Raw genomic sequence first — 5,137 nt, 5'->3', positions numbered from 1 at the left:
CGGGAGGCCGAGCGGCTGATGCTGGAGCTGCGGCTCGCGTCCGGCTATCCGCTGGCCGACGTCGCCCCGGGCGCGCGTACGGTGGTCGCCGCGGCCCTGGGCGACGGGCTGCTGGAGCCGGAGCCGTTCAAGGCGGGGCGGATGGTCCTCACGCTGCGCGGACGCCTGCTGGCGGACGCGCTGGTACGCGACCTGCTGGTCGGCTGAGGCCCCGGCCCGCTGGTCGGCTGAGGTCCCGGCCCGGTGGTCAGCTCACCATGCGGATGGCGATCGGGTAGCGGTAGTTCTCCCCGCGGTTCGCGGCCAGGGCGGCCTGGATGTGGAAGATCAGCGACACGATCCAGATGATCGGGAACAGGATCAGGCCGATCAGCACGATGGACAGCAGGCCCGCGACGAGGTAGCCGATGAACATCGTGATCTGGAAGTTCAGCGCCTCGGCCGACTGGTCGCGGACATAGGGGGACTCGTCCTTCTTCATCAGGTAGATGATCAATGGACCGATCCAGGAGACGAGCAGGCCGAGCAGGTGCGCCAGCATGGCCATCGTGGTGTCGTCGGTGCCCGGACGCGGGCCGTAGGCGCCGGGGACGTGGGGCGGGCGCTGCTGCGGAGCCGCGTAGCCGTAGCCGGGCTGCTCGTAGCCGGGCGGCGAGGTGGGCGGCTGGCCGTAGCCGTAACCGGGCTGCTGCGGGCCGGACTGGCCGCCGTGACCGGGCATCGACCCGGGTTGCTGACCGTAGCCGGGCTGACCGCCGTATCCGGGCGCCGATCCGGGCTGGGCGCCGTACCCGTAGTCGGGCGCGGAGCCAGGCTGAGCGCCGTAGCCGGGCTGAGACCCGGGCTGACCGCCATAACCGGGCTGCTGCGCCCTGCCCTCCGGGTTGATGTCCGACTGCGAGATGCGCCGCGTGGCGTCGTCATCCGCCGGCGGCTGCGAGGGGTCCTGGCTCATGATGCCTCCGTAACGAAGTCGATCAGTTCCTCCACCCGGCCGAGCAGCTCGGGCTCCAGGTCTGTGTACGCCGACACGGCGCCGAGGATCCGCCGCCATGCGTCCGGCGGCTCCATCCGCCACCCGAGGGCGGCGATCACGCCCTCCTTCCACGGTACGCCGCGCGGGACGTCCGGCCAGGCCGGGATCCGCAGCGTGGAGGGCTTGACCGCCTGCCAGATGTCGACGAACGGATGGCCCACCACGAGCACGTGCGGCGAGGTCACCTGGGCGGCGATCCGGCTCTCCTTGGAGCCCGGGACGAGATGGTCGACCAGCACGCCCAGCCTGCGTCCCGGCTCCGGCGCGAACTCGTCCACGATCGCGGGCAGGTCGTCGACGCCGGAGAGGTACTCGACGACGACGCCCTCGACGCGCAGGTCGTGGCCCCAGATCTTCTCCACCAGGGCGGCGTCGTGCACGCCCTCGACGTAGATGCGGCTCTCCCTGGCCACGCGGGCGCGCAGCCCCTCCACGGCGATCGAGCCGGACGCGCTCCTGCGCGGAGCGGCCTCGGCGGCGACGGGCCGTACGAGCGTCACGACCTTGCCCTCCAGCAGGAACGCGGCCGGCGCCAGCGGGAACAGCCGCCGTCTGCCGAACCGGTCCTCCAGCGTGACGGCCTCCTTGTCGCAGCCCACCACGGCGCCGCAGAAGCCGCTCTCGGCGTCCTCCACGACCATGTCCGGCTCGGCCGGCACCTGGGGGATCTTGCCCTTGCCCGGCCGCCGCCAATTCCCCGCGAGAACATCACCCTCGTACACACGGGGACCGTAGCAAATCACCCGCCTGCCGCAAGGCGCTTGCGGTGGCTGTTGCGCCGCACGACGATCACGACGGTCACGATGATCGCGGCCAGGATCCCGGCGCCGGGGATGAGGATCAGCGCCGCCACGCCGCCCAGCAGGCCGCCGGCGGCGGAGGCGGGGTCGCGGCCGACGCCGAAGCGGGCGTTCGCCTGTTCCTGGGTGGCGCAGGTGACCTGGTAGTCGCCCTTGGCGGGGGCGTTGATCACCAGGATGAGCTGCCACCGGGTCGCGCCGAGGGTGAGGCTGCCGGACGTGTTCGTCCTGGCCAGCCTGGCCGGTCCGGGGCCGCCGCTGATGCGGCAGGTGTAGTGGACCTGGCTGCTGCTGGCCAGGTAGAGCACCGGCTGGTCGGCCGGGTCGATCGTCACGGTGGCGCTCTCGCCCGCCGCGAACGTCTTCTGCAGCGTCACGGCCCCCGCCGTGCCGACCACGCCGCCGGCGAACAGCGCGATGCCCGCCACCAGGCACAGCAGCGCCACTCCCCACGCGACCGCGATCCACATCGCCTTCGGCCGCACCAGCTTCGGGTCCACCCGGGGGCCGAACTGCTGCGGGTTGCCGTACGGGCCGGGCTGGTACTGCGACTGATAGGGGGGCTGGCCGGGCGGGGGGCCGGGCTGGCCCTGGGGCTGGCCTTGAGGCGGGCCGTACTGGGGCGGAGGACCGTACTGAGGAGGCGGCGCGTACTGGGGAGACTGACCGTATGGCGGAGGTTGTGGCGGGCCATACTGGGGCTGCGGCGGCCCGTAGGGCGGCGGCGGCTGTGAATCATCGGACATATGCGCCAGTCTGGGCCCTCTGGGCGGCCACTCGCTAGCGCTGGTGTTATCGCACCTTGTGGGCGAGAGCCGTACACTTGGCACTCGGGAACACAGAGTGCTAGACCTGTCGTTTCCTGAAAGGGCAGAGGCAGGAGGTGAGCACGTGCTCGATGATCGGAAGCTGGCGGTGCTCCGCGCCATTGTCGAAGACTACGTGTCCACCAACGAACCGGTGGGCTCCAAGGCCCTGGCCGAGCGCCACAATCTGAAGGTCTCCCCGGCGACGGTCAGGAACGACATGGCCGCGCTGGAGGAGGAGGGCTACATCACCCAGCCGCACACCAGCGCGGGCCGCGTGCCGACGGACAAGGGCTATCGCCTGTTCGTCGACCGGCTCTCGCAGGTCAAGCCGCTCTCCGGGGCGGAGCGGCGGGCGATCGAGACGTTCCTCGCGGGCGCGGTCGACCTCGACGACGTGGTCACCCGCACCGTGCGGCTGCTCGCGCAGCTCACGAGGCAGGTCGCGGTCGTCCAGTACCCGACGCTGACCCGTTCCACGGTCAGGCACGTCGAGCTCGTGCCGCTGCACGAGCGCCGCGTCATGCTCGTGCTGATCACCAACACGGGCCGGGTCGAGCAGCGCGTGATCGAGCTGCCCGAGGTGGTCGAGGACACCCGCATCGCGCACCTGCGCGCGGTGCTCAACGCCTGCCTCGACGGCTGCGGCCTGGCCACCGTCCCCGAGCTGGTGGCCGACCTGCCCGAGCGACTGCCCGCCGAGGACCGCCCGGTGGTCGCCACGATCCTGTCGGTCCTGCTCGAAACACTCGTCGAACGTCACGACGAGAAGATCGTCTTCGCCGGAGCGGCCAACCTCGCCGGGGCCGACTTCTCGACCGGGCTGCGTGACGTCCTCGAGGCGCTGGAGGAGCAGGTCGTGCTCATGCGGCTGCTCGGCGAGACTTCCACAGACACCCCGTCCGCCCTCACCGTGCGCATAGGCTCGGAGAACCCTTACCTTCGTGGCACGTCGATCGTCGCGACCGGATACGGTTCAGGCGACAACCAGCTCGCCCGGCTCGGCGTGCTGGGTCCCACGAGGATGGACTATCCCGTGACGATGGGCGCCGTGCGCGCGGTGGCACGCTACGTCAGCCAGATCCTGGCTGCATCTTAAGAGGTCGATAAGTGGCAAACAGCGACTACTACGCCACCCTCGGGGTGCGCCGTGACGCCAGTCAGGACGAGATCAAGAAGGCCTACCGCAGGCTGGCCCGCGAGCTGCACCCCGACGTGAACCCCGACCCCGCCACCCAGGAGCGGTTCAAGGAGATCACGCAGGCCTACGAGGTGCTGTCCGACCCCAGCAAGCGCCAGATGTACGACCTGGGCGGCGACCCCTTCGGCGGCGCGGGAGCGGGTCAGGGGGCCGCCGGGTTCGGCGCGGGCTTCCCGTTCAGCGACATCATGGACGCCTTCTTCGGCACGGCGGCGGGCTCGCGCGGCCCCCGCTCGCGGGCCAGGAGGGGGCGCAACGCCACCATCCGCGTCGAGCTGGACCTGCGCGAGACCGCGTTCGGCACCACGCGCGAGCTGGTCGTCGACACGGCCGTGGTGTGCGAGGTGTGCCAGGGCGCGGGCGCCGCGGCCGGCACCCACCCCGACACCTGTGACATGTGCAACGGGCGCGGCGAGATCTCCCAGGTGACCCGGTCGTTCCTGGGGCAGGTCATGACCTCGCGGCCGTGCCCGCAGTGCGGCGGGTTCGGCACGATCATCCGCCATCCGTGCCAGGAGTGCTCGGGCGACGGCCGGGTGCGCACCCGCCGTACGATCAAGGTCCGCATCCCGGCCGGCGTCGAGGACGGCACGCACATCCAGCTCGCCGGCGAGGGCGAGGTCGGTCCCGGCGGCGGCCCGCCCGGAGACCTGTTCCTGGAGATCGTCGAGCGCCCGCACGAGATCTTCGAACGCCGCGGCGACGACCTGCACTGCACGGTCCAGATCCCGATGACGGCCGCCGCGCTCGGCACCAACCTCGCCGTGGAGACCCTCGACGGCACCGAGGAGGTCGACGTGCGGCCCGGCACGCAGTCGGGCCAGGTCATCACCATGTACGGCAGGGGCGTGCAGCGGCTCAACGAGTCCGGCCGCGGAGACCTGCTCATCCACTTCAACGTCGAGACCCCGCAGCGCCTGGAGCCCGCGCAGGAGGAGCTGCTGCGCGAGCTGGCCAAGCTGCGCGGCGAGGAGCGGCCGCCGGGCAAGTTCGCGCCGGGGCAGCAGGGGTTCTTCTCGCGGCTCAGAGACGCCTTCAACGGCCGCTGACCCCCGGGCGGGCGCCGAAGGCCCGGACGGGCCGGACGGCGCTCACGGACGCCCTGAGACGATGTGAGGAGCTTCCGGTGACCGTGCCGGTCTTCGTCGCGGCCGACCTCGGTGCCGGCCCCGACGCCCGCGAGCTGCTGCTCGACGGCCCCGAGGGCCGTCACGCGGCCTCCGTGCGGCGCCTGCGCGCCGGTGAGCGGCTCGATCTGACCGACGGCGCCGGCGGCGTCGCCGAGTGCGTCGTG

General features: G+C 71.8%; 6 protein-coding genes and 1 pseudogene. 4 read left to right on the top strand and 3 right to left on the bottom strand.

Annotation, left to right across the window (positions count from 1 at the left end):
• Positions 1–207: pseudogene (locus KME77_RS28800) on the top strand (radical SAM family heme chaperone HemW); the annotation flags it as partial.
• Between the two features lie 40 nt (positions 208–247).
• Here KME77_RS28800 and KME77_RS28795 read toward each other — a convergent pair.
• From KME77_RS28795 to KME77_RS28785, 3 genes are read right to left on the bottom strand one after another with little or no spacing between them, the layout of a single operon-like run.
• Positions 248–955, bottom strand: a complete 708-nt coding sequence (locus KME77_RS28795; protein WP_219472317.1) for a DUF4870 domain-containing protein — start codon at positions 953–955, stop codon at positions 248–250.
• Positions 952–1,758, bottom strand: a complete 807-nt coding sequence (locus KME77_RS28790) for a DUF3097 domain-containing protein (protein ID WP_219472315.1) — start codon at positions 1,756–1,758, stop codon at positions 952–954. Before KME77_RS28790 ends, KME77_RS28795 begins: the two co-directional genes overlap by 4 nt.
• A gap of 17 nt (positions 1,759–1,775) precedes the next feature.
• Positions 1,776–2,582 (bottom strand): hypothetical protein, encoded by an 807-nt coding sequence (locus tag KME77_RS28785; RefSeq protein WP_246610918.1) that lies wholly within the window; start codon positions 2,580–2,582, stop codon positions 1,776–1,778.
• Between the two features lie 145 nt (positions 2,583–2,727).
• Between KME77_RS28785 and hrcA the strand changes: the two genes are divergently transcribed.
• From hrcA to KME77_RS29680, 3 genes are all read left to right on the top strand, one after another.
• Complete coding sequence (hrcA, locus tag KME77_RS28780) at positions 2,728–3,741, top strand: heat-inducible transcriptional repressor HrcA (RefSeq protein WP_219472313.1); 1,014 nt, start codon at positions 2,728–2,730, stop codon at positions 3,739–3,741.
• Between the two features lie 11 nt (positions 3,742–3,752).
• Positions 3,753–4,892, top strand: a complete 1,140-nt coding sequence (gene dnaJ, locus KME77_RS28775; RefSeq protein WP_219472311.1) for a molecular chaperone DnaJ — start codon at positions 3,753–3,755, stop codon at positions 4,890–4,892.
• 77 nt (positions 4,893–4,969) lie between these two features.
• A partial coding sequence (locus KME77_RS29680; RefSeq protein WP_372451239.1) for an RNA methyltransferase PUA domain-containing protein occupies positions 4,970–5,137 on the top strand: 168 nt, incomplete at its 3' end.

It is taken from the genome of Nonomuraea rhizosphaerae (assembly GCF_019396405.1).
Classification (GTDB): domain Bacteria; phylum Actinomycetota; class Actinomycetes; order Streptosporangiales; family Streptosporangiaceae; genus Nonomuraea; species Nonomuraea rhizosphaerae.
The sequence above is the reverse complement of the archived record's forward strand: the minus strand, read 5'-3'. Positions and strand labels throughout refer to the sequence as shown.

Excerpts from the sequence above, each read along its gene's own strand:
- KME77_RS28795 (WP_219472317.1), bottom strand. The coding sequence starts at position 955 with ATGAGCCAGGACCCCTCGCAGCCGCCGGCGGATGACGACGCCACGCGG.
- KME77_RS28785 (WP_246610918.1), bottom strand. The coding sequence starts at position 2,582 with ATGTCCGATGATTCACAGCCGCCGCCGCCCTACGGGCCGCCGCAGCCC.